This is a genomic window from Sphaerimonospora thailandensis, assembly GCF_016863115.1.
GTDB lineage: Bacteria > Actinomycetota > Actinomycetes > Streptosporangiales > Streptosporangiaceae > Sphaerimonospora > Sphaerimonospora cavernae.
The window spans coordinates 1-22,884 of sequence record NZ_BOOG01000053.1 but is presented as its reverse complement, the minus strand read 5'-3'; the positions used below and the strand labels follow the sequence as shown (position 1 = coordinate 22,884).

Annotated in this window: 13 protein-coding genes; 10 read left to right on the top strand and 3 right to left on the bottom strand. The window is 68.6% G+C overall.

Going from position 1 to position 22,884, the window contains the following annotated elements; all coding sequences use genetic code 11:
* The first annotated feature begins 36 nt into the window (after positions 1-36).
* Together Mth01_RS23855 and Mth01_RS23850 are read left to right on the top strand one after the other, a co-directional pair.
* Positions 37-1,188, top strand: coding sequence for a sensor histidine kinase (locus Mth01_RS23855; protein WP_204018170.1), 1,152 nt, complete (start codon positions 37-39; stop codon positions 1,186-1,188).
* Positions 1,166-1,789, top strand: a complete 624-nt coding sequence (locus Mth01_RS23850; protein WP_204018169.1) for a response regulator transcription factor — start codon at positions 1,166-1,168, stop codon at positions 1,787-1,789. Before Mth01_RS23855 ends, Mth01_RS23850 begins: the two co-directional genes overlap by 23 nt.
* Before the next feature lie 30 nt (positions 1,790-1,819).
* Here the strand turns inward: Mth01_RS23850 and Mth01_RS23845 are convergent, their stop codons facing one another.
* Positions 1,820-2,014, bottom strand: coding sequence for a DUF5999 family protein (locus Mth01_RS23845; RefSeq protein ID WP_204018190.1), 195 nt, complete (start codon positions 2,012-2,014; stop codon positions 1,820-1,822).
* A 440-nt stretch (positions 2,015-2,454) separates the two neighbouring features.
* On the opposite strand from Mth01_RS23845, the gene Mth01_RS23840 reads away from it, so the two are divergent.
* The 6 genes from Mth01_RS23840 (at position 2,455) to Mth01_RS23815 (ending at position 12,953) form a co-directional block, all read left to right on the top strand.
* A complete protein-coding gene (locus Mth01_RS23840; RefSeq protein WP_204018168.1) occupies positions 2,455-4,833 on the top strand; it encodes a hypothetical protein in 2,379 nt (792 codons plus the stop codon).
* Between the two features lie 10 nt (positions 4,834-4,843).
* Positions 4,844-8,044 (top strand): acetate and sugar kinases/Hsc70/actin family protein, encoded by a 3,201-nt coding sequence (locus Mth01_RS23835; RefSeq protein ID WP_204018167.1) that lies wholly within the window; start codon positions 4,844-4,846, stop codon positions 8,042-8,044.
* A complete protein-coding gene (locus Mth01_RS23830) occupies positions 8,044-9,168 on the top strand; it encodes a hypothetical protein (protein WP_204018166.1) in 1,125 nt (374 codons plus the stop codon). Before Mth01_RS23835 ends, Mth01_RS23830 begins: the two co-directional genes overlap by 1 nt.
* Complete coding sequence (locus tag Mth01_RS23825; RefSeq protein ID WP_204018165.1) at positions 9,158-9,862, top strand: hypothetical protein; 705 nt, start codon at positions 9,158-9,160, stop codon at positions 9,860-9,862. Before Mth01_RS23830 ends, Mth01_RS23825 begins: the two co-directional genes overlap by 11 nt.
* Before the next feature lie 16 nt (positions 9,863-9,878).
* Positions 9,879-10,505 (top strand): hypothetical protein, encoded by a 627-nt coding sequence (locus tag Mth01_RS23820; protein WP_204018164.1) that lies wholly within the window; start codon positions 9,879-9,881, stop codon positions 10,503-10,505.
* Between the two features lie 141 nt (positions 10,506-10,646).
* Positions 10,647-12,953 carry a HelD family protein gene (locus Mth01_RS23815; RefSeq protein ID WP_204018163.1) on the top strand — a complete coding sequence of 769 codons (2,307 nt, stop codon included), beginning with the start codon at positions 10,647-10,649 and terminating at the stop codon, positions 12,951-12,953.
* Here the strand turns inward: Mth01_RS23815 and Mth01_RS23810 are convergent.
* Positions 12,940-14,526, bottom strand: a complete 1,587-nt coding sequence (locus Mth01_RS23810) for an ATP-binding protein (protein WP_204018162.1) — start codon at positions 14,524-14,526, stop codon at positions 12,940-12,942. The genes Mth01_RS23815 and Mth01_RS23810 overlap by 14 nt on opposite strands.
* Before the next feature lie 366 nt (positions 14,527-14,892).
* Positions 14,893-16,359: a pyridoxal phosphate-dependent decarboxylase family protein gene (locus Mth01_RS23805; protein ID WP_204018161.1), complete on the bottom strand. Its 1,467-nt coding sequence runs from the start codon at positions 16,357-16,359 to the stop codon at positions 14,893-14,895.
* Positions 16,360-16,459: 100 nt separating this feature from the next.
* On the opposite strand from Mth01_RS23805, the gene Mth01_RS23800 reads away from it, so the two are divergent.
* Together Mth01_RS23800 and Mth01_RS23795 are read left to right on the top strand one after the other, a co-directional pair.
* Positions 16,460-16,933 carry an Lrp/AsnC family transcriptional regulator gene (locus Mth01_RS23800; protein WP_204018160.1) on the top strand — a complete coding sequence of 158 codons (474 nt, stop codon included), beginning with the start codon at positions 16,460-16,462 and terminating at the stop codon, positions 16,931-16,933.
* 713 nt (positions 16,934-17,646) lie between these two features.
* Positions 17,647-22,884 (top strand): RHS repeat-associated core domain-containing protein (locus Mth01_RS23795; RefSeq protein ID WP_204018159.1); only part of this gene is annotated, 5,238 nt, incomplete at its 3' end.

Below are 22,884 nucleotides of genomic sequence, written 5' to 3'. Positions count from 1 at the left end.
AATCATGATGCCTCCGGATATTTCGGGAGATCGCCCGTGGCGCAGGAGAGCGAGGCGCAGGCCAGGTGGCTGCTCACGGGCATCGTCGCGGTGACAGGGGCGCTGTGGGCACTCACCCCCGTCGCGTTCCTGATCGTCGACGAGGTGGGCCGGGCCCTGCTGTCGGGCGTGCTGCTCGGCGGGTTGCTGGTGGTGTACATGCGGGTCGTCGGCCGGCACATCGCCGGGACGGGCCAAGGGCCGCACCGGGTGCGGACCTTCGCCCTGTTCGCGGTGGTCGTCTACGGGGCGTTCCCGTTCATGGGGTCGGCCTGGATCTACACGCCCCTCATCGTCGCCGCCGCGGGGCTGCTCCTGCTGCCGCTCGGGTTCGCCGTCGGCGTGCTCCTCGCGGTGGCCGTAGCCGAGTTCCCGCTGGCGCTGGCGGTGTCGGACCACACACCGGAGGATGCGCTGCTGAAGAGCGCCGGAGTGTTCGTCGCCTCGGTGGTCGCCGCGGGGATCCTGCACTACGCCAGGTTCGTCCGGGAGCTGCGCGAGCTGCGGGCGGCACTGGCGGAGATGGCCGTGGACCAGGACCGGGTGCGCATGGCCGGAGAGCTGCACGACCTGCTCGGCCAGACGCTGGCGTCGATCACGCTGAAGACCGAGCTGGCCCTGGCCCTGGTGGACCTGGACAGGAAGCGGGCCATCGGCGAGGTCACGGGCGTGATCGCCATCGTCAACGAGGCACGTGAGGAGATCGGCGACGTCGTGGCGGCCAGGCGCTCGCTCGACGTGGGGGCGGAGCTGTCGGCGGCCGTCGCGCTGATCGAGCTGTCCGGTGCGCGCTGCGACCTGCGCGTGGGGATCAGTGAGATCGACGAGGAGACGGCCGACGCGCTCGGCTGGATCGTGCGCGAGGCGGCCACGAACATCGTCAGGCACAGCGATGCCCGTCACTGCCTGATCGAGCTGGACAGAGTGGACGGGCGGATCCATCTGCTGCTGCGCAACGACGGCGCACGCCGCGAAGCGGGCCCGCGGCGAGGCTCGGGGCTCGCCGGGCTGCGGCAGCGGGTGGACAGGCTGGGCGGGTATCTGCACGCGGGTGGCACGGGGGGAGACGGGTTCGAAGTGCGGGTGTGGCTGCCCGCCGTACACGATCTGGAAAGAGTGATCACCATTGATTCGTGTCCTGCTGGCTGAGGACCACGGCGTTGTGCGGGGCGCCCTGACCATCCTGCTGAACCTGACGGGCGACATCGAGGTGGTGGCCGAGACCGACAGAGGCGACAAGGTCGTCGCCCACGCCCTCGCCGCCGCACCCGACGTCGCCGTCCTCGACATCGAGATGCCGGGATGCGACGGGATCGAGGCCACCTGCCGCCTCAGGCAGGCCATGCCGTCCTGCCGCGTGCTCATCCTCACCGCGCTCGCCCAGGCCGGGCTGCTCAGACGGGCCATGGACGCAGGCGCGAGCGGCTTCCTGCTCAAGGACGCCCCCACTGAACGACTGGCCGAGAGCATCCGCAGGATCGCCCAGGGGGAGCGGGTGGTCGACGCGTCCCTGGCCCTGGCGGCGATGAGCGCGACGGTCACGCCGCTCACCGACAGGGAGGCGAGCGTGCTGGGCCTGGTCGGCCTTGGGGCCACGACCGGGGAGATCGCCGCCGAGCTGCACCTGTCGGCGGCGACGGTCCGCAACTACATCTCCAGCGTCCTCACCAAGACCGGCGCCCGGAACAGGACGGACGCCGTGCGCATCGCCATGGAGTCCGGGTGGATCGAGAGGCCGCGGCACGGGTGAGTCACGGCGTCGTCCTGCCACCGTGAGAACCTATGCGGCCCGTCCCAGGGTCTGTTGGTGGGAGGGCACGCTGCGGCCGTCGGGCAGCAGCTCTCCCCAGTCGTCGAACAGTACGACGCCGTTGCACAGCAGGCCCCACCCCTGCTCGGGGTGGAAGGCCACCAGGCAGGCGGCCTCGCGGTCGGGGGCATCGGCGGACGGACAGGGCGGGTGGTGCTGACACAGCATCGGTTTCCTCCGGCTGGGCTGTACTGGACGTCGACCGGGATGTCGGTGGCCGGGCTCCGGGTTGGGCACCGGGCGTGCTTCGGTGCGGGGCACCGGGCCGGACTTCGGACGGCGGGTGCCGGAACGTTCTTTACGTCCACTTCAGCGTGCCCTCTCCAACCCCTGGCACTGCACCGGGGAAACCCCCACATCGGTACCCGTTCCGCCCAATATGGGTAGTACGTACTGCTTCCGCGGGCCTACCAAGGTAGATCAGAAGGCTGCTGGGAAGCCTGGTCGAAATGGGGGTGCTTATGCCTCTAGCGCCTTCTGCGCCGTGGGTTTACAGTTTCGAGGCAAGAACGTTCCAACGCGACACTACCCGGGGGATCCTGCCGATACGGACGGCAGATAAGTGAATTATGGACACCCGAGGGGTACCGGTGAATGTCGAAAGCATGCGGCGCAGCCTTCGAGAGGCGGAGCAGTTCTCGGGCGGCATCGTACGTCTCCTGGAAAGCGCACTCCTGCCGGAATATCTCAGGCCAGATGTCGAACGGGCATGTGATCAGGCGAAACTCGTCCTATCCGCGACGCGTGACCCCTATGTGGTGGGGATTCTCGGTGAGTTCAGCGCCGGCAAGACCATGTTCATCGCTTCGCTGCTCGGCCTGCTCGATGACCTGGCGATCGGGGACAGGCCGACGACGGGAAACGTGACGGCATTCTGGGTGCGTCAGGGGCCGGCGAAAAGCTCATCGGCGATCGTCGGCGTACGCGTGACCTACCTGTCGGCGGCCGAGGTGCGCGACTGCCGTGAAAAGCTTGGCGCCCAACTCCGCGAGGCGGCCGGTCGAACGAACTCGCTGGTGACGGAGGAATTCGACGGCGCCGTGCGGGAGGCCTCCTCACCCACCGGAAACGGCCGTCAACTTCGGCACTGGTACGACACGCACGCCGCTGCCTGTCCCGACGAAGTCGGGCGGCTCACGACGCAGCTGGTCGCGATCGCGTCGGCTGCCGCTGAGTTCACGCATCTGCTCGGGCGGCGCGACGAACCCGTAGTCCTTCAGGAGGCCGCCCCATTACTCACGATCTCGGACGCGCGCAGCACGTCCGAGAGCTCCTCCATGGCCGCCGATCGCTTCTGGATCGTGCGCCACGTGACGATCACCGTCGAGGTGCCGCCCGAAATCCTCGACCTGGACCGTCTCGTCGGCGAGGCGCCGTGGACCGGCGGCTCCACACAGGCGCAGGACCTCGACCGGTTGGTCATCTACGACTTTCCCGGCTTCCTCAACCACATCTCCGGTGAGCGTGACCTGCGGTTGACCGAGACCATGCTCCCGGAAATGGACACGGTCGTGGCGCTGCTCAAAGCGGCGAACGCGGACGGACCGGCCTCCGATCACCTGGGTCACCTCTTCCGTGACGTCTTCGCCAAGGATCGGCGGCGTGGCCGCGTCCTGGTGGGTGTCGGGAACGTCAGCGATGTCCCGGAGATCGGGCGTCTGGCATCGCCCGCCGCACGACATGCCGAGCGGGAGGACGACCTGCTTCGGCAGCTGCCCACGCTCAAGGAGCTCCTCGACACGGCGGACAGACTCAGCCCGGAGGAGGAACCGTTCCTCTACTCCGGACTCGTCGCCCTGAAGCGGCTCGGCCTGGCGGGTTCCCTCGACCATCGTGCCGACGAGGCCGACGGGGTGGCTCGTTCGGCAGGCGACGCGGCGGAGAGCCTGCCGCAGGTCAGCAGGCTGAAGCCGCTGCTGGCCGCGCTCGCGCACGATGGCGGCCGCGAGGCCGTGGTGTCGCGGCTGCAGGACAGGCTCGCGGAGCATGGGCTGGTCAGAAGGTATGAACGGGTGCGCCGGGAGCGTGATCGCCTCGACGGTCTGCTCAACGGCCTCGAGACGCGCCTCGAACAGGCCCCGCAGGACGCGTGGGCGTCCGCCGACGCTGACGTGATGCGCCTGCTGGACAGGACGGAGGGGGTGCTCACGAGCTTGATCAGTGACATTCCCACGATGCTCGCCGACACCCTGACGATGTCTCCGGCCACGGGCGGCCAGTCGATCGTCGAGGACATCCGTGCCACGATCACCGCGAAGGTCCTCGCCTGGCCCGAGTGGTGGCAGATTCTCTCCACCACGGCCGGCGCCGAGGTGAGGGGCGGCCCGGAGACGACGGAGGCCTTCCTGCCCCAGTTCAAAAGCACCTGCCACAGCGCATATCGGGCCGCACACCGGCAGATCCTGCTCCAGTGGGAGGAAGCCGTGATCGCGAAGGCCGAGCGCAGCCTGCCGCTGGATGTACGGACGTTGGCGGAGCGTCCCGAACTGAGCCCGAAGAACGTCAAACGCGCCAGGCTGCTCACCCACCCGGCGGAGTGGCACGGCATGCTCATGGACGTCGCCGACGACATCGCGGCGGCCGAGGGCGACGGCACACTGGATGACGTGTTCCCCCTGCGCCGGCCGCATCGGTTCGCCTGGGCGATCGCCAAGACCGACCGGCCCCCCATAGACGACGGCGGGTTCGCACACCAGCTTCATCCCGGGCACGTGCTGCGTCTGCGGCACGAGTTGGTCGGGGCGGCGACCGCGGCCGTGCAGGGCAGGATCGACGCGTTGCGACCGTCGGCAGCTCAGAACGTCGGCGATTTCCTGAAGTCTCTGGAGCGCGTGCTGTCCAAGTTGCGGAGCAGCCTCACCTCGACGCCGACCACCCCCGCGCAGGAGAAGCCGCTGCTCGACGAGCTGCGCCGGCTGCGCGAGAGCTCAGGGCAGGGGAAAGGCACCCTGCGCGATCTCATCAGCGAGGCCGAGGCCGACTGACGTGGCTTCCGTGGAGTTCGTGTTCCGTGGCGGCGACGGCAGGCTGACGACGGAGCTGCGCGTCGGGCCTGGTGGTGATCGTCTGACGCTGCCGTTCCCCGTCATGCGGTTCCACGGCGAGTCGGCCGCCATTGTGCGCTCCGTTCGCATCGTTCCGGCGTACGGCACTGAACCGGCGGCATCCGGCAGTGCCCTGTGGCTGGCAGGGCAGTGGACGCCCGAAATCCCCCAGAACGGACTGCGACTGCGCGAGGGGCTCTGGTGGCGGCCGGTGGGCGCCATCCAGGTGGGCCGGTCCGAGTTGCCTCCGGGGCGGACGCATTTCGACTGGACCGTGTCGTACCAACTCGATGACGGGAGCACCCTCATGCGTGAGGCCACCGGTGGGCTGACAGTGGACACGACAGGCGACCCCGGTCGGCTGGATGTGCATGAAGGCTGGATCGCCCTGGACTATGGCACGACCACCACGTCCATCACCATGTTCGATCAGAAGCACCAGATAGTCCTGCTCGGTTTGCCGCGAACCCAGGCGGCGATCATCAGGCGGCGGCTCGGCGAACTCTTCGAGGGCGGGGAGTCGGAGGGGATCGAATTCGGCCTCTCCGTCTCGGAGTGGCGGCGCATGCTGGAGGCCGCGGGCAATCTCCTCGCCTCGGCTTCCGCGCCGCGTCTGGACCCGCTCACGGTCGCCCGCAACGTGCTGCACTCCGACCTCTACCGGTTGCTCATCGCATTGGAACGCCAGGTGGTGGAGAGCCAGCGGCCCGAGCTGGCGCTGGGCCTGCACCGGCTCTACTCGTCGGCGTTCGCGATGCCTCCGATCAGGGAACAGCGGTTGGTCAGCATCCCCCTGCACGCCGAGAAGGAGACCATCGCCAGTGCGGTCGACGTGCTGTCATTGCAGCCGCTCAATGTGCGGATGGCCGCGGACGGAATCAGGCTGGACTCCACTGAGGCCGGGCAGGCACCCGTCGAGGTTCGGTACCAGCCCGGCCTCAAGCAGTACATCGGAGCTTCTCGCCCGCTGCCCGGGCTTCCCCCCGATCACCCGCATCCCGTCTCCACAGACGATGTTCTGGCAGCGGCCTGGCAGTGCCTCCTCAAGGACAAGGTCGCCAAGTTCTGCCAGGACCACCCGGACGAGTACTCCACCAAGCCGATCACCCACGCGGTGGTGACCTATCCCACGGCGGCGCCTCCGCAGACCCGGCTGGACGTGGAGAAACTCGCTCGGCGGATCGGACTGGACCGGGTCGTCACCGACTACGACGAGGCCACGGCGGCCGCGATGTTCTACCTGATGCGCGACTTCGCCGGTGATCCCGCCGTGGGCATCGAGGCGTACCGCGCACGCAGCCGCAGGGACGGGGCGGCCCAGACCTGGCACAGAAACATTCTCGTGGTGGACATCGGGGGCGGCACGACAGATATCGCGCTCATCGGTATCACGCTGCACGACGAGACAGATTTCGAAAGCGGGAAGGGCCGCGATGTGCAGGGGCGTTACTACGTGCTGCGGCCGACGATCCGGGCCAAGGCCGGACGGGCCCAACTCGGCGGGGACAGAATCACGCTGGGGATATTCAACCATCTCAAGGCCACACTCGCCGACCTGCTACTGACCCGCGATGCCCGGATCGTCCAGGGCGAGTATCCGCCATTTCTGTCAGAGGGGAGATACCGGGAGAAGTCGCTGCTGTCACGGGTCGAGGACAGCAAGATGGAGGCGCTACGAGACGACCTCATAGACGCGGTGATTCCCACCCGGTGGGTGAAGGATCCGACCGACAAGCAGGCCGTGCGGCAACGGTTCCGCCTTCTGTGGGACGAGGCCGAGCAGGCGAAAACGCAGCAGTCCGTGAACGAGGGGGACTATCTGGTCCGCCATGTGGGGGAGTTGCTCAACCTGTCGGGGAAGGCCAAGGAGGCCGCGCAGGATCTGCCGGACGTCACCATCGCCCATGCGGAAATCTCCTCGATCATCGAGGAGGTCGTCAGGAGCGCGTTCGACATCGGGCTGAACGTCGTCAAGAGGAGCCTCATACGGCCCAGCGATGGCGGGCCGGAGACGCTGGACACGGTGATGGTCTCCGGTGGGAGTTCGGCTCTCCCGCAGATCCAGCGGATTCTGCGGGAGGTGTTCACCGGCGCCGGCGGCGACATTCAATGGAATCCCATGAATGTGGTCTACGAGCCGGCCTTCGCCAAGACCGGCACCTCGATCGGAGCATGCTGGGCCGAACACGTGCGCAGGAAGGGTTTCGATCGGGCGAGGAACGCCAGGCAACGCGTCGGACGCGGGCTGACCGAGTTGCACATCGATGTCGACAATCTTTTCCACGCGCTGCCCAACACCTTCGTGCTCGACGCCCTGGACGGACAGAGCTGGATCCTCTTCCATATCGGTGCCGAGTTCGACCAGATCGGGGCGGCAGGTGGGGTCGAGGGCCGCCGCCGCTCGGAGTGGGTGCACACGACGGAGGACCTCACGGTCTACCGCCAGCCGTTCTCCCTCGAGGAGAAGCGGGATGTGTGGGGCAACCTGAACCTGGCCACGATGCGCGGTGAGCTCGGCGAGCACTGGCTCGATCTCGCGCGCTGGCAGCGCCGGGTCAAGGTCCAGTTCGAGATCAACGAGCGCAGCCTGATCACGGCGTACTTCTGCGAGGAGTCCGGGCCCGCGCACATCGTCGGCTTCGACGGAGTCTCCCCCATGACCGGCCTGGTGGAGGTCGGTGACGACGGGGTGCCCGTCGTGCAGGCGGACATCGTCGTCAATCCACAGTCGGCCGGCGGGATGGCGGCCGCCGGACAGGTGGTCTTCCCGCGCGGCGCGAGGCTCACGGACCGCCTGGTCGTCGGTGGATCCGATCGTCCGGTCGCCGGTTTGATCAGTGGGGCGCTGCCGAAGGATGTTCCCGTCGATGGCGGGTGGTCGTTCTACCGCCGGGACAGCACCGACCCCGACCGTATGGTGCAAATCGGGCGAGTAATGTCGGCCCCCGAGGCGGGGCGAATGGGCCCCGACATAGTAGCGGCCCTGGACCAGGACGGCCGTCTCACGACAACCCCCTCCTACCCCGCCTACCAGCAGGCCAAGAGCATGGCCGAGGTGCTGGAACGACCGGGCGCGGTGCTCGGCTACGCCATGAAACCAGGCACGGCGGACATCGACGAGAGGTTCGACCCGTTCAACGGCACGCACTGATGGGGACCTTCGACGAGCATGCCAGGGCCGTACTCTCGGTCGCGGACGGGCGGGCCGCACCGCTCGTGCGCGCGTTCCTCACGGGGCTGCGGGCGGGCCTGGACGACCTCCCGACAGGAGAACCGGGCAGGGACGACGCCGAGGCTCTGGCAGCCGTGATCGGAGATCTGCTCGACGTGCGGTCACGCACCGCGAACGCCGATCCCGTCGCGGAGGGCACCGCCGTCGCGAGTCCGACGACAGATGCGCTGCGCGCGGAGCTCCTCTCTCTCAGGGAGACCGTCGCGCGGCGCGTGGGCGAGGCGTCGATCGGCGAACCGGCCGACGATCTCGCCCGGGTATGGGCGACCCTGCACCTGTCCGCTCTGCGGTTGCCACGCGATGAGGCCGAGGCCGTACGGCAGGAGGCGGAAGACCTGGCTCGGCAGAGGGGATCGACCGTGGCCGAAGCCTCGCCCACAGCCACGTCCACAGCCACGACCACCGTCCACGGGGTGCGCGACGAAGTTCTGGTCCCGGAGCTGTGGCTCGACAGGCGTGTCCAAGCACCCGGCCTGGCCCTGTCCCCACGTGGGAAACTCCTCAGAGAGCTGCCACGGCCGGCAGCGGCCGAGGAGGTCGTACGGCCGCTGTTCGCACTCGCCGGGCAGATCCTCGTGCTGATCGAGCAGGATCCACGGCTGCATCACTGCCTCCAGGTGATCGAGTTCAGCGGATTGCGCAGTCTGGCCGCCACCGCCGAACGGCGCGAATTCGCCGAGCACCTGAACCGCCGGAGCCGGGCCGTGACCGAAGCCGTACCGTTCACCGGTCCCTGGCTGGATGCCCTCGTACGGTTGCACGAGGCGCTGTGCTCAGTCGTGCACCTGCCACCCGCACCGGACGACACGTGGTGGGGTGAGCGGCGGCTGACCTGCAACGAGGCCCTTGCCGCCGGCGCCGACCTCACCCCCGGAGGATCGGTGAAGTTCCCGCCCGCCCGTTACGCCGCGGCCGCCGGGCTGACCCGGCAGGACATCTCACTCCAACTCCCGCGCAGGTCGGGGCAGGTGCTCGTGTGCGTGAAGGCGTGGTCGCGCGTCGACGGCGACGTGAATCCAGGGCGAGTGATCTATGCCAGCTGATCCGGGCGAATGGCCGACGAAAGAAGACTATGTGCGCGCGATGAGCGGCGCCTCCCCCTTCGACGTCGCGGAGTTACGGTCGGCATGGATCGCACTCGACGACACCGAGCCGGAGACCTTCTCCTGGCCGGGCGTGGTGGGTTTCCACGCGGCGAGTGAAGCCGGTGAACTCATAGTGATCTGCTTCACCGGCTCGACCGCCGAGTTGTCGGACCGCTGCCGCGACCTCGGCGAACCAAGTCTCCGCTGGTATGGCACCGGCATCCGGGTGAAAGGCCGTCGGTGGCCGATCGCCGTACACGATTGGCTCAGGATGGACTGGCAGCGGCCCATCTGGGAGCGACACGCCCAGCAGATGGTTCGCGAGGACGAGGATGAAAGCGCGTCGACCCGGCCGATTCCCGTTGTGCCATCTGAGCCGGATCCGCCGGGACCTTCTGCGCGGCCCGATCGGGATCCGCCGGTGTTTCCCCCATGGCGCGACCTGCCGGTGTTTCCCGCATGGTCCGGTGCGTCGGTGCCTGCCGTGCGGCCGGATCAGGACCTGCCGGTGATTTCTGTGACGACCGTCCAGGATGCTGTGCCTGACGACAGGTCCTCCGACCGTCGCGAGCTTCCGGCCTGGCTGCTGCCCGTCATGGCGCTGCTGGTCGCTGTGACCGTGATCGGGCTGATTTTCACGTTGCTGATGTGAAGGTGGCGGTGATCATATGCGAGCGACCGGGCCACGCGGCACGCGCGTCTACGTTTTTCTCTTCTTCGTCATGTTCGCCCTCGCCGTCACCGAGTTCATCGTCGCGACGGTGCGGATCGGCGACCTGAAGGGCGCAGCCGACCGCGCGACGGATCGAACACAGGAGTTGAGGGACGAGATGAGCGCCTTGCAGGCCGACCTGACCATCAAGCCGGAGAGCCTCCGCGACGCCGATGTCCCAGAGCGCCTGCTGCTCAGCCTGGACAAGAAGACGTGCGACAGCTTCAGAGCGTGTGAGGACGAGAAAATGCCGGTCATCGAAGTGGAAGTAGGGCACTGCGATGGTGGTGCTCTCTGCGTATCCCACCACTGGCTGGATGGCACGCCGCGGCTAGTCCGGAGTGATACCTACTGGTGGCAGTCAGGAAGATTACGATCCGCCGCGATCACGTGCCACGACACGCTGTCCATCGGGAACGAGGTGTCTTGGCGCTTCGATTTCCACCCCACCGCGGCCGTCTTCGACACGGCGCAACGGCGGTGGAAGGTGAGTGCCTACCAAGCGAAGTTCTCCCTGGAGAAGCCCGACGGCAACTGCAGCGCGATGTCCGCGAGCTGGGCAGGCACCGGCGAGATCGATTAGCTGGATCGTGTGTCGGCTTCTCGCGGGGTGAAACAGAGAACGGGCCTGCCTGCCGATGCGCAGAACAGAACCCGGTCGTCTAGGATGGGACAACACGTGAATGAAATGACCCATCCCTCCAGTTAGGAGTCTAACACACGCATGAAGCAGTGTCAATCCGAGACCGCCCGGGTCGAGGCCCTGGAGGCGGAGCAGACGTACGTGTCGAGGCTCTACCGACGGCTGGACGTCACGCGGGAGCGGACCGAACGCACGTTGCGCGAGGTGTTCGCCCGCGGAGGCACCGGGACCCGGCAGGCGGTGGTCGAGCGTGAGATCACGGCCGCCGAGCACGCGCGGCGTCTCGCCCAGCTCTCGGCCGTCGAGCGCGGCCTGTGCTTCGGCCGGATCGACGACGCGGACGGCGAGACCCTCTACATCGGCCGTGTCGGGCTGCGTGACGACGACCACGAATCGATGCTCGTCGACTGGCGGGCCTCCGCCGCGCGCCCGTTCTACGTCGCCACGCCCGGAGACCCGGGACCGCTGGTACGGCGCCGGCACATCCACACCCGGGACAGGCAGGTCGTCGGCATAGACGACGAGGTCTTCGACCTCGATCGGATGAGCGAGCGCGACCGCCGTACGCTCGTCGGCGAGGCCGCGCTGCTCGCCACGCTGCGCCGGGGCCGTACCGGCAGGATGGGCGAGGTCGTGGCCACGATCCAGACCGAGCAGGACCGGGTGATCCGGTCCGGCCTGCCCGGGGCGCTGGTGGTCCAGGGCGGGCCGGGCACGGGCAAGACGGTGGCGGCCCTGCACCGGGCGGCCTACCTCCTCTACGCCCATCGGGCCACGCTGGAGCGGCGTGGCGTGCTGGTGATCGGCCCGAACGCCACGTTCTCCCGCTATATCGGCCACGTGCTGCCGTCGCTCGGCGAGACCGAGGTGGTGCTGTCCAGCCTGGGGGAGCTCTATCCGGGGGTGTGCGCGACGGCCGAGGACGGCCCGGCCGCCGCCGTCGTGAAGGGCGATCCCCGGATGGCGAAGGTGGTGGAGGCGGCGGTACGCGACCGGCAGCGCGTGCCGTACGGAGATCTGGAGGTGGCGATCCCGGTCAGGACGTCACTGCGCGGCGGCGTCGAGGTCGTGGTCGAGGAGATGACGCTGCGGGTGGACCACGAGGTCTGCCGGCGCGCCCGGGACAGGGCCCGCGGGCTGCGGCGGCCGCACAACGCGGCGCGTCGGCTCTTCCTCACCGAGATGCTCGGCGCGCTCGCCCGCGACGAGGCCGACCGGCTCGATCGGCCCATGGACGCCGCCGACCTGCGGTACGCCGCGCGCGGGCTCTGGCAGCACCGGTCCGTACGCGACGCGCTCGACGCACTGTGGCCGGAGCTCACCCCGCAGCTGCTGATCGACGAGCTGCTGTCCGACGGGGACCGGCTGCGCCCGGCCGCCTCGCCGTACCTGTCGGAGGAGGAGTCGGGTGCGCTGGCACGGCCGCGCACCTCCCCCTGGACGCTGGGTGATGTCCCGCTGCTGGACGAGGCCGCCGAGCTGCTCGGCGAGGACGAGACCGCGGCGGCGGTCGCCCACCGGTCGGCCGAGCGCAGGCGCCGCGCCGAGGAGCGGGCCGAGGAAGAGCTGTACGCCAGGGAGGTCATGACGGTCAACGAGCTCGGCGACGTGATGGACGTGGCGGCCTTCGCCGACCGCAACCGCGACACCGGCGCCCACCTGACCACGGCGGATCGGGCCGCCCGCGACCGGCGCTGGGCGTACGGGCACGTGATCGTGGACGAGGCGCAGGAGCTGTCCGCGATGGCCTGGCGGATGGTCATGCGCCGGGTGCCGACCCGTTCGCTGACCGTCGTGGGCGACATCGCGCAGACCGGGTCGGCGGCGGGAGCGCGATCATGGGGGGAGATGCTCGAACCCCACGTGGGCGGCCGGTGGCGCGAGGAACGTCTGCTGGTCAACTACCGCACGCCCGCCGAGATCATGGACGTCGCCGCCGACGTGCTGAAGGCGGTCATGCCGGAGCAGTCACCTCCCGAGTCGGTCCGGTACGGCGACACGCCGCCGCGTGCCGTCCCGGCGTCCGAGACCGACCTGCGCGGGCTCGCCGAGTCGGAGTGGGCGGCGATCGGGGACGGGCGGCTCGCCGTCATCGCCCCCGACGCGCGGCACGCCGAGATCGCGGCGCTCTTCCCCGACAGCGACGGCGACGACCCGCTGGACGCTCCCGTCGCGGTGTTCACCGTACGGAGCTCCAAGGGGTTGGAGTTCGACGCGGTGGTGGTGGTCGATCCCGGCGCGATCCTGCGGCAGTCCGCCAAGGGCGGCCAGGACCTCTACGTGGCGATCACCAGAGCGACCCGCCGGCTGACCGTGGTCTACGAAGACCCGCTCCCCGAGATGCTCAGCAAGCTCACCCCGCGGATGGCCTGCGTTATGAAGGCATGATGTAGTGGATGCCTTTGCGTTCACCTCGGCGGAGAAGGTTGCCCGCTTGGACCATCCTGTTCAACAGGGAGGTGACCTGAACCCGGTCTAGCCCGGTGTGTTCCCGTACCTGTCGGTTGGTCACCGGGCCCTCAGCGGCGAGTTGAAGAACTAGTTGGGTGAATTCCGCAGGCCCGGCATGACGTCTGAGCGTTATGGCGGGCTGCGGTGCGAGGGCGTAATTTGCACCTCCCCGTTCACCGCTCTGCATGAGCAGGCCCGCGTCCCGGAGCCTCTGCAGGCAGTTTCGCGCATCCACGCTGTCGACCTGTAGAAGGTCGCGGACGCTCCGATTGGTAAGCACGGCACCGCGCATCGCGTGGACCAGCACAACGCGATCTGAACCGCGGATCTCCCCTTTGCTCTCGACCTCCTGTACCCAAGCTCGTTCCTCCGGAGTAACCGCGCTGGTCCGCGGCAGCACCACTGTGACGCAGCTGCCGTCGTCGATGAAGTGTGGCGGATCCAGCAGATGCGCCTCCATGGAGTCCTGCATGACGTCGATCCCTCGCCCGGCATCCTCAGCGAGCCGGTAGCGGCGCAGGGTGGAGATGACGGTCATATTGCGAGGCGCGTTCTGTTCCCGCAGGTTCTGCACGGTCACGGGTTCCGGCAGGGGCCCCGGCGAAATGACCTTGATCGCATCCGGCCGGATCTCCAGCCGGACGGGGCTGCGGTGATTCTCATAGGTGCGGTGTGCGACGGCATTGGCCACCGCCTCACGCAACACCTCCACCGGAATACGGGGCAGTTCCACTCGCTTCAGGCCGACAATGACCATGTCCGAGCCGAGTTCGTCCACCACGAGTCGGGTCGTCTCCTCCACCTGGCGCGGCAGTGGGCCGGTGACCTCCAGACGTTTGTCGTAGGCGTTGCCCGAGTCCCCGTACCGGAAGATCTCTACGTAGGACTTACCGAGCACCCGCTGCGGTTCGGCAAGGAGATACAGCGCACCAGCCACAGTGAGAGCCGGTTCCGTACGCCGTTTGCGGACGAGGCCCTTCTCGGTGAGCCGATCGATGAGGTTCTCGTCATCCGGCCAGTTCCACGCCTCCGCGACGGATCTGCGACAGATGTCATCGACGTCTTGCCACACCGCGCCAGACTCGGTGATCTCGAAGCGTGCCAGAGCCCGCCTGGTGATGAAGTCACTGAGGTCGAAGCCCATCAAGGGTTCGTTCATCGCTGCCTTGCGTACCAGGACCCGGCCGTTGGCCGTCTGGCTGAAGCCCTCCCGCCGCCTCGCCACAGCGACGACGGTGAGTGGGGTCTCTTCCACCAGAAGCTCAAAGATCTCGTAGCGCCCAGGGTCACGAGCCCTGGTCAGAGCACGATGCAGACGTGCGGTGGCCTCGCCATCGAGACGGCGGCCATGCAGGCTCCCATCTGGGCCCACCCCGATGAGGATCACACCGCCGTCACTGTTGGAGAAGGCCACGACCGCTTCCTGGATCTTCTCTTCAGGAAGGCCCTGCTTGAACTCGATGTGTTGCCCTTCACCGGGGAAGGCGGCGCGGAACTCCGTCAGGCTCATCCGCTTGGGCACATCCCCCTGACGCTCAGGATGGAAGCACGGATATGACAAACTTGTTCCTCCCGCTCTCTGGCGGAAAGAATTATGGCATATCTTACTGTCTGCATGCGACATCTCACCCAAAGTACTTCGTTCATCTTCGGGTTTCCTCGCTGACTTGCTGGCGCAGTCGGCTTTTTGGAAGGCGTACCGCGTGGGCGGTGACGTCCACGACACCCGCGATGCCCTGCTCGCCGCGGCCAACTACCTGCACGCGTCGGGAGCGCCGCGTGACTACCGGCGCGCGCTGTACGGCTACAACCACTCGCAGGCGTTGCGTGAGGTATCCGTTGCCGACCAGCCGGCCGACCGACACCTCTCTGATGTTCAGCGGGTGGTGGCGGTCTCTTCGGGCGGAAACGTCCGCCCCAGTTCATCTGCCACGTCCAGGACGGTCTTGACGACATCCGGCGTGGTGCGGAAGTTCACGAAGCACGCACGCAGGCAGGTGCGGCCGTCGACGATGGCCGGTGCCAGGTAGACGCGGCCGTCGGCCTGTATGGCCCTGGCGAGCCGTACGTTGTGGGAATCGAGCTCGCTGTCGCTCATCCCGGGCAGGACGTGCCGGAAGCAGACGGTCGACAGCATCGGCTCATGCGACAGCTCGAAGGAGGCGTGTGCCCGTACCTCGTCGGCGAGCAGCGCCGCGTTGGCGAGCGTGCCCTCGATCCAGGCGCGGAACTGGTCGGCGCCGTGGACCCGCATCGACAGCCACAGGCGCAGGGAGCGGAAGGGCCGGGAGTATTCGAAGGTATGGTCAACCGGTTTGCCGATGTCCTCCGCGTGGAGCATGTAGCGCTCTTCGTGGCCGAACGCCGCCCGCAGCGGGCCGCGATGACGCAGCAGGATGACGCTGCAACTCTTCTGCATGCCGAACCACTTGTGCGCGTCGACGGTGACGGAGTCGGCGCGGTCGAGTCCGGCGAACCAGTGCCCGGCCGTCGAGGTGGCGGCGGCCGGCAGGCCGTAGGCGCCGTCGACGTGCAGCCACACCCCCTCGCGCTCGCACACGTCGGCGATCGCGGCGAGGGGGTCGACCGCTCCGGTCAGGGTGGTGCCGGCGGTCGCGACGACCGCCACAGGGGTGAAGCCCTCCGCCCGGTCGCGCTCAAGGGCGTCTCGGAGCGCGTCCACCCGCATCCGGCGCCGTTCGTCGGTCGGTATCCGGCGCAGTGCTCGGCGGCCCAGGCCCGCCGCCTCCACAGCGCGTGCGATGGAGTGGTGCGCCTCGTCCGAGCAGTAGACGGTGGCCCGGTAGCCGGCGACTCCCTCCTCACGCGCGCCCGGCAGTGCCTGCTCCCGCGCCGCGAGCAGGGCGGTGAGGTTGGACGTCTGGCCTCCGCTGGTGAAGTGTCCCTCCCCCAGCGGGAAGCCGACGAAGTCGGCCACCCAGCGCACAGCCTGCTGGTCGAGAAGGTCGGCAGCTCCTGCGGCGGTGGCCAGGTTCGCGTCATAGGCGGCGGACAGCGCGGAAGCCAGCACACTGACCTCCAGTCCGCTGGAGCCGACATAGGCGAGGTACAGCGGTCGAGATGGCGACACGCTGGCCTCCAGGATGTTGACGGCGTCATCCAGCGCGGCCCGCGTATCGTCCGGCTGCTCCGGCAGCGCGGCTCGCAGGCGCCCGACCAGGTCCGCGTCGATAGCCGGCTCACACGGTCGCGGGCGGTCGAACGACTCCCATGCCGCTGTCAGGTAGTGGGAAAGGTCTTCGAGGACTCCCGCCCGGTCGGTGAGGGCCGAAGGCGAGGTACGGAGCGATTCTGGAACGAGGTGGTCTGTCGCACGCGTCATGTCGACAGCGTGCTGAAGTATGGGCATCCGCACAAGAAGGCACTGTTTCGCTGAGCAGAATGATACTCATACGGGGGTAAGACTTGCCATAATGGTCAGTGTGGATGCGCTCGATGCCCGAATCCTTCTCGCTGTCGACGACGACCCCGATGCCCCCAGCCTCGCCCTGGCCAAGCGGCTCGGCATCGCCCGCAACACTCTTCACGCCCGGCTGCAGCGGCTCAAAGCGGCCGGTGCCGTACGCGAATTCACCCGCCGCGTCGACCCCGCCGCTCTCGGCTACGGCCTCGTCGCGTTCGTCTCCATCGCCCTGAGCCAGACCACCGGGCACCGTGCGACCGCCGCCCTCGCGGCCTTTCCCGAAGTCATCGAGATGCACTCCACCACGGGCGAAGCCGACCTGCTGCTGAAGGTCGTCGCTCGCGACACCGCCGACCTGCACCGCATCTCCGGAGAGTTCCTCGCCGTCCCCGACGTCGTGCGCACCAGCACAGTGATCTCCCTTCGCGAACAGTTGCCACTGCGCACCCGCGCGTTGATCGAGCAGGCCGCCGACCGGCGACCTCTGGCGTGAAGGGGTCTGCGCCAGAAACGATCCGCCCCCGGCCTGGACCTTGACCGTGTTGTCGGTCCGGGTGCCCGGCCGGCCTCGGTTTCGAAGGGACAAGGAGCCGGTCGGCCTGCTGCAGGCATACCTCTTTGTCCCTACCCCGGGATTATGGTCGCGTCTTTCGGTCGGGCGTATTTCTTGCCTGTTGACGCCGTGTGAGATCACTGGTTGTGGCCGCCCTGTGCCTTGGGGAAGCCGGAATCCGAATGTGATTCGGAATGAACGTCGGCGGCTGCTCGCATGCCCGCATAACCCAGGAAGCTCACGTTATCACTGGTAGAAGCGCTGGCGAGCGGCACCGGGGGTGCTTGTTCCTCTTGTGGGGAGGCGATGTGACGCCTTCATCGCGGAAGGTGAGTTACCGAATATAAGAGTTGCCGTTTTCGACGGCGCTTGCTTTCATTCGGGCTTGTACTCGGATAGCTGACTGTTTTTGCCGCCGGTTCTCCACGGGGGAGTTTCGTGCAATGAACGCTGTTGGCCGTGTTCGTCGTGCCCGCATTCAGGTTCCGTTGGTCGTACTGACGCTGGTCGCCACGTTTTTGGTGTCGGGACCGCCTGCGGAGGCCGAGCCACCGCCTGTACCGCAGGTGAAGCAGAGTGCGGCCCCGGCGATCCGCCCGTTGCCGGCGGGCATAAGACCGGACACAGCGGTTAAACCAGACAAGCGGCCCCCGGTGGTGCCCCCTGGAGCACCGGCGGACGGTAAGCCGGTCAAGCTGGACAAGCAGCGGTGGTCGCCGCTGGCCAAGCGCGCGGCCGAGGCCACCGCCGAGTCTCGCGCGAACTCCAACGCGACGTCCGGCCCCGGGTCGGCTGGTTCCGCGTCTGCCGGAGGCGGCCGGGTCGCGGGCCCGCCCTCTCCTGCCGCTGCCGAGAAGGCGGCACGGGAGACGCGGGCGACACAGGAGGAGCAGGGTTTCACCGGCCTGTCGCTGCGCCCGGGGTTCGCGCTGGGTGACACCTCGCTGGTGCTGTACTTCTCCTCCGGTCAGGCGGACCCGTCCTGGACCGGCGCGCGGATGCGGCTGTACGAGACCGATTCGCAGACCGAGCAGGCTTCCACGCTGGTGTCCCGGCAGGACCTGGAGGTCTCCTACTGCGGCGGCGCGGGCGATTTCTGCCAGTCGCTCGGGGCGGAGCAGGGCTGGTCGCTTGAGGTCGGCAAGGAGTACTTCGTCAGCGTCGCCGCGGTGTACGGCGACGGCCGCGAGGTGGTGTCGACCCCGTCCGAGCTGTCGCAGGCGCGGCAGACGATCGACCCGCCGCCGGTGCCGAACGAGCAGGCGGCCGGCTGCGGGTGCGGCAACGCGCTGGCGCTGACGGCGGCCGGTCAGGCCTCGCGCGGACTGGGCGTGAACACCGGGACCGGCGCGTACGTGCGTACCGAGCAGGACCTGGCGATGGCCTCGTTCGGGCCGCAGTTCGTCACCGCCCGCACGTACTCCTCGATGAACCGCGGCGCGAGCCCGTTCGGCCCCGGCTGGGCCTGGTCGTACGACATGCGGGTGACCGAGGGCACCGACGGCGTGGCGGTGGTGCGTGCCGAGGACGGCGCGCAGGCCCGGTACACCCCGCTGGAGGGCGGCAAGTACAAGCGCCCGGCCGGCGTGCGCTCCACCCTCCGTAAGACCGACAACGGGTGGGAGCTGAAGACGCCCCGCCAGGTGCGGTACGGCTTCGACGGCCAGGGCCGGTTGACCTCGATCCGCAACGCGCGCGGGGCCGGGGTGAGCCTGGCCTACGAGGGGCTCGGGGTGAACATCACCGACGCCTCCGGCCGCAGGGCCGAGGTCCGGATCGAGGACGGGCTGATCCAGCAGATCAAGCTGCCCGACGGACGGCACGTGTCGTACTTCTACACCGGCGGGCTGCTGACGTCGGTGATCGACGCCCGCGGGTTCACCTGGAAGTACGTCTACCAGGACAACGGGCTGCTGACCCAGGTGATCGACCCGCACCGCGTGGCGATCGTGACCAACACCTACGGCCCCGACGGCCGGATGACCGCCCAGCTCGACGCGCTGGGCAAGAAGACCACCTTCGAATGGAACGCCGCCAAGCAGGAGGCGACCACCACCGACCCCGACGGCGTGGTGATCTGGGACGGGTACCGGGGCAACACGCTGGTGTACTCCCAGCGCGGCACCGGCGACTCCGACAGCCACCGCTACGACCGCGACCTGAACCGCGACCTGGTGGTCAACGGCAACCAGCACCAGCACGAGGCGACCTTCGACGCCAACGGCAACCGGATCTCGGCGACCGCGCCGCAGCCGCTGGGCTTTTCGGAGAAGACCACCTTCGACGAGCGCAACAACCCCACCGAGCACGTCGACGCCAACGGGCAGGTGTGGAAGGACACCTACAACGAGTTCAACGAGCTCGTGCGCAGCGTGGACCCCGAGGGCCACGCCATCAGCAACGCGTACGACTCGCGCGGCCTGCGCACCTCGACCACTGACCAGCGCGGCAAGGTGACCCGTTATGAGTACCTGCCGTCCGGTGATGCGAACGCGGGCCTGCTCAAGGCGGTGATCTCCCCGTCGGGGCGGCGCGGCGAGGTCACCTACGACACCACCGGCCGTCAGATCGCCTCGGTGGATCCGCGCGGCACGGTGAGCGGCGGCAACCGGGCCGCCTACACCACCCGGTACGGCTACGACGCCCAGGACCGGCTGCTGAGCACGCTGGAACCCGGTAAGGCCGGGGCGTGGCGCAGCGGGTTCGACGAGACCGGACGGCTCGTGCGGCGGCAGACGCCGACCGGGCAGACCACCAACTACTTCTACTTCGCCAACGGTCTGCTGAAGACGGTCGACGACGAGCGCGGCCGCACCTTCTACACGTATACCGACGCCGGACGTCGGGCCTCCGTCGACGTGCAGTTGCGCACCCGCTCGCCGATCACCACCCGGTACGGCTATGACGCCAAGGGCCTGCTGAAGACGGTCGTCTCTCCGCGTGGCAACGAGCCCGGTGCCAACGCGGCCGACTTCACCACCACCTACTTCTACGACGCCGACGACAACCCGATCCGGATACGCCGCCCCTACCCCGGCGGCGGGTTCATCGACCGCGACATCAAGGTCGACGCGCTGGACCGGACCACCACCAGCGTCGACGAGTTGGGTAAGCAGTCGCACTTCGGCCGGGACAACGTCGGGCAGGTCACCGCCACGACCGACACGCTGGGCCGCCGGACCCGGATGGCGTACGACAAGGCCGGACGGCAGACGGAGATCACGGACGCGGGCGGCAACACCACCCGCACCACCTACGACGCCGCGGGCAACCGCATCAAGGAGACCAACGCCGCCGGCGGGGTCACCACCTGGAAGTACGACGACGACGGGCTGTTGACCGCGGTCACCGAGCCGCGTGGCAACGTTGACGGCGCCGACCCGGCGAAGTTCACCACCCGGTACGAGTACGACCAGGCCGGCAACCAGGTCAAGTCGATCGACCCGCTCGGCAACGCCACCACCGCGACCTATGACGCGGTCAACCGGCTGACCTCGGTCACCGACGCCAAGGGCCGGACCACGCACTACACCTACCGGCAGGACGACCTGCCGGCGACGGTCCACACCCCCGACACTCCGTACAACCCGAACGACCCCACCGCGCGTTCGACGGTCTACACCTACAGCATCGACGGCCTGCTGGAGTCGGTACGCGATCCGCTCGGCCGCTACACCCGGATGGCCTATGACGACGCCGGCCGGCTGACCACCAAGGCCGACCCGCTGGGACGCCGGGTGGAGATCACCTACGACGCGGAAAGCAATCCGCTGACCCTGATCACCATCAACGGGCCGGAGTGGGTCTCACCGGCCGAGCGGGCCCGCCGCACCGTGACCAGCGACTACGACATCCTGGGCCGCCGCACCCGCACCGCCCTGGGCTCCGAGGGGCCCGTCTACACCTTCGGGTACGACGCCAAGGACCGCACCGTCGCCTACGGCGACCCGACCGGTGTGCGCGAGGTCGCCTACGACGACGAGGACCAGATCGACTCGGTCACCCGCAAGACCACGGGCCGACCAGATGAGACGTTCACCTACGGCTACGACGAGCGCGGCAACATCACCTCCCGCCGCTACCCCGACGGCACCACGGTGAGCGCCGACTACGACGCCGACAGCCGCCTCACCCGCCAGAGCGTCAGTGGCGGGGCCGCCGGCGACGCCGCCGAATGGCGGTTCGGCTACGACGTGGCCGGCCGGCGTACCAGCACCACCCTGCCCACCGGGGGCCTGACCGAGAAACGCGTCTACGACCAGGCCGGACGGCTGACCCGCATCGCCGCCGCGGCGGGTGACGCCGACCCGGTCTCGGCGTTCGACCTGACCCTGGACCAGGTCGGCAACCCGATCAAGGCGGTCACCACGCGCGGCGACCGCAGCGAGTCCGTGGCCTACGCCTATGACACGGTGGACCGGCTCACCTCCGCCTGCTACTCGGCCACCAGTTGCGCGGCCGGTTCGCAGATGGCCGGACGGATCGACTACACCTACGACCTGGTCGGCAACCGCCTGTCGCAGAAGCGGACCGGCAGCGAGGGCAACGACACCACCACCTACGCCTACGACGTCGCCGATCAGCTCACCCGTGAGACCGTGACCCGGCCGGGCGCCAGCACGGCCAAGGACTTCGCCTACGACGTCAACGGCAACCAGATCCGGGCCGGCGCCGATCGCTTCACCTACAACCTCGACAACAGCCTTGCCACGGCCACCGTCGGCGGCGACACCACCACGTTCACCTACGACGCGACCGGGTTGCGGCTGTCGGCCGCCACCACCACCGGCGGCCAGACCGCCACCCAGCACTGGAGCTGGGACACCAACGGCAACCTGCCGCAGATCGCCCTCGACTCCGTCGTCAACGCCTCCGGCAGCGTGGTGGAAACCCGCGGCTTCACCTACGGCCCCGACGACGAACCGCTGGCGTTGCTGACGGGCGGCGGCGCGTACGCCTACACCCACGACTGGCTCGGCGGCGTGGCCAACATGCTCTCCCCGACGGGGAGGGTCGAGGCGGGTTACGACTATGACCCGTTCGGCAACCCCCGAACGGGCACCACACTCGCTCAGCAGACCACCGGACAGGGCGCCGGGCAGGCCGCTGGGCAGGCGGACTCCGATGCCGATCACCCCGGCCCCACGCCAACGGCCGGTTCCAGCCCCGCGGCAGCGGGTGGTACGGCAGGGACGGACGGGTCGGCCAAGACAGCGGCGGCGGCTCCGGCCAACCCGCTGAGGTTCACCGGCGCCTACCAGGACGACACCACCGGCAGCGGCAACTACTACCTGCGGGCACGCAACTACAACCCCGGCAGCGGCCGCTTCACCAGCACCGACCCGATGCCGACCGGCGGCGCGGCGACCTCCTCCTATGTCTACGCGGCCAACAATCCGCTGGTCTTCACCGACGCCACCGGCATGGCCCCCGACAACGGGCCGACCACCGGCGGCAACACCGCCCCGGGTCAGGAGGCCGCGCCCGGACCCAGCGCCGAAGACGTCGCGAAGGCCCAGCAACTGCAGAACAAGAGCGTCCTGGACGTCATCCTGGAGGCCGGTGGACAGATCCTCATGGAGGTCCTGGGGATCAACGACATCGTCAACTGCCTCCAGGGCGACTTGGGCGCCTGCGTGATGGCCGTGGTCGGCTCCCTGCCCTGGGGCAAGATCTTCAAGGCCAAGAAGATCATCGAGGCGATCTGGCGGGCCGGCAAGGCCGTGATCACCTTCTTCGAGGAACTCAAGTGGGCCAAGGCCATCCTGCGCGGCGCCGAACGCGCCGCCGAAGCCGCCAAGGCCGCGGCAGCCAAGGCCGCCCGCGAAGCGGCACAGAAGGCCGCCGCCGCCAAGGCCGCAGCCGAAGCCCAAGCCAAACGAATCGCCGCC

What these genes read in the sequence shown, in the direction of transcription:
- Mth01_RS23830 (WP_204018166.1), top strand. Translation starts at nt 8,044, where the DNA reads ATGGGGACCTTCGACGAGCATGCCAGGGCCGTACTCTCGGTCGCGGAC.
- Mth01_RS23840 (WP_204018168.1), top strand. Translation starts at nt 2,455, where the DNA reads ATGCGGCGCAGCCTTCGAGAGGCGGAGCAGTTCTCGGGCGGCATCGTA.
- Mth01_RS23820 (WP_204018164.1), top strand. Translation starts at nt 9,879, where the DNA reads ATGCGAGCGACCGGGCCACGCGGCACGCGCGTCTACGTTTTTCTCTTC.
- Mth01_RS23825 (WP_204018165.1), top strand. Translation starts at nt 9,158, where the DNA reads ATGCCAGCTGATCCGGGCGAATGGCCGACGAAAGAAGACTATGTGCGC.
- Mth01_RS23815 (WP_204018163.1), top strand. Translation starts at nt 10,647, where the DNA reads ATGAAGCAGTGTCAATCCGAGACCGCCCGGGTCGAGGCCCTGGAGGCG.
- Mth01_RS23810 (WP_204018162.1), bottom strand. Translation starts at nt 14,526, where the DNA reads ATGAGCCTGACGGAGTTCCGCGCCGCCTTCCCCGGTGAAGGGCAACAC.
- Mth01_RS23805 (WP_204018161.1), bottom strand. Translation starts at nt 16,359, where the DNA reads ATGACGCGTGCGACAGACCACCTCGTTCCAGAATCGCTCCGTACCTCG.